The following is a 1,376-nucleotide window of genomic DNA, read 5'->3' as shown; positions in this document are numbered from 1 at the left end:
AAAGCTTTTTAAAGTAAACAAGATAGCTTTTAAAGAACTCTTCATTCAGTTTCTCAACGCTAAAGACTTCAAGTAGCGAATCTAAACTCTTTGTCTCAAGGTTTAAAAGTTTTTCAAGTTGCAAAAGAGTTGTTCTTGAAGCTTTATCTTTTCCAACAATAAAAGAAAATCTCTTTGGAGAAGTTTTAAACTTTTTTACTTTTCCGCTTTCATCGTATCTATATTCAACTTTTACTAAAGACAACTTCCAGAAATCGCTATCTTTTTGGTAAAAAGCTACAAGACCGCCATCGAAACCATAATCTTTTAGGACTTCAGCGACAAAGTCTCGCTGGATGGTTCTTGCTCTTTGAAGAGTCTGTTCTTTGTAAAGTTCAACAGTTAAGAAAAGTATTTTATCTTTTCCATCATTATAAGCTCCTAAAACTTCTGCCTCTTTTACAACTTCTTTAAACTTCTTAGAATACTTGTTTAAATCTACTGGAAAACGGTTTTCAAAATCGGCAGATTCAAAGATATTTTTTAAAAAAGTCTCAAAATTTGATTTATCAAAAGGATTTTCTATTAAGTTTCTTACTAAACTCATTACTTTATTTCCCCCTTAAAAACATTTTCTGCTTTATAGAGTTTCATTTTACCTTCTTTTATTTCTTTGCTTATCTTTTCAGCAATAGTTAACTCTAAGTGGTTAAAGTAAAGTTCAAGCGCTTCTTCTATTATTTCTTGTTGAGAAACTCCAAGAAGCTTTGAGATAACAGAAAGTTCATGGACAAGTGTTTCGTCTATACTAATTAACTTACTAGACATAAGTCCTCCATCTTTTTTAAGTATCAGTAACAGTAACCGAAATATTGAGATAGTATAACTTCTACTGGCGACCCACTTTCAGGTTCTACTTTTTCTATCTCTTCAAGATAATAGTTTGATAAGAATTCTTTTAGAGTTTTAAGTTTCTTTTCAATGTTTTTAGTCTTTTTAAGTTCTTTGTTAATGTCCTTAAGAGTTCCTTTTGGTAACTTTCCTATGTAAATGGCATCCAAAAATCTATGCACGAAATTTCTATCTTTACTTTCTTTAAAAGCATTCTTATGCGTTAAGTTCTTTCAAGATCTGTTGTTCAGTTCTTGAAAGATCCTTTCTGGAGAAACTCTTTTCTTTTTCTTCTTGTAAAGACCTTTCAAAGGCAATTTTATTCTTACTCAAAAGCTCGTAGAAAGATTCAACAGGAATCTTTATTCTTTCTTCTGTCTTTTCTGTTTCCAAGAGTTCAACAGCACTCAAAAAATCTATCTCTTGCGGTGGCTTGTCCTTATAGGAGATGTAAATCTTTTTTAAGTCTCCTTTACGGAAAAGAGTTATAAGAAATTCTCTCTTAT

4 protein-coding genes are annotated in these 1,376 nt (G+C 30.9%); all 4 read right to left on the bottom strand.

Annotation, left to right across the window (positions count from 1 at the left end):
* The coding region (locus ABGX27_03890; protein MEO2068633.1) for a class I SAM-dependent DNA methyltransferase at positions 1-586 on the bottom strand (586 nt) is incomplete at its 3' end.
* Positions 586-807: a ribbon-helix-helix domain-containing protein gene (locus ABGX27_03885; GenBank protein MEO2068632.1), complete on the bottom strand. Its 222-nt coding sequence runs from the start codon at positions 805-807 to the stop codon at positions 586-588. The genes ABGX27_03885 and ABGX27_03890, both read right to left, overlap by 1 nt.
* 23 nt (positions 808-830) lie before the next feature.
* Entirely contained in the window at positions 831-1,052 is a 222-nt protein-coding gene (locus ABGX27_03880) for a hypothetical protein (GenBank protein ID MEO2068631.1), read from the bottom strand.
* 34 nt (positions 1,053-1,086) lie between these two features.
* Positions 1,087-1,376 (bottom strand): hypothetical protein (locus ABGX27_03875; GenBank protein ID MEO2068630.1); only part of this gene is annotated, 290 nt, incomplete at its 5' end.

This window comes from Desulfurobacteriaceae bacterium, from assembly GCA_039832905.1.
In the GTDB taxonomy this organism is placed as follows: Bacteria; Aquificota; Aquificia; order Desulfurobacteriales; family Desulfurobacteriaceae; genus Desulfurobacterium.
The sequence above is the reverse complement of the archived record's forward strand: the minus strand, read 5'-3'. Positions and strand labels throughout refer to the sequence as shown.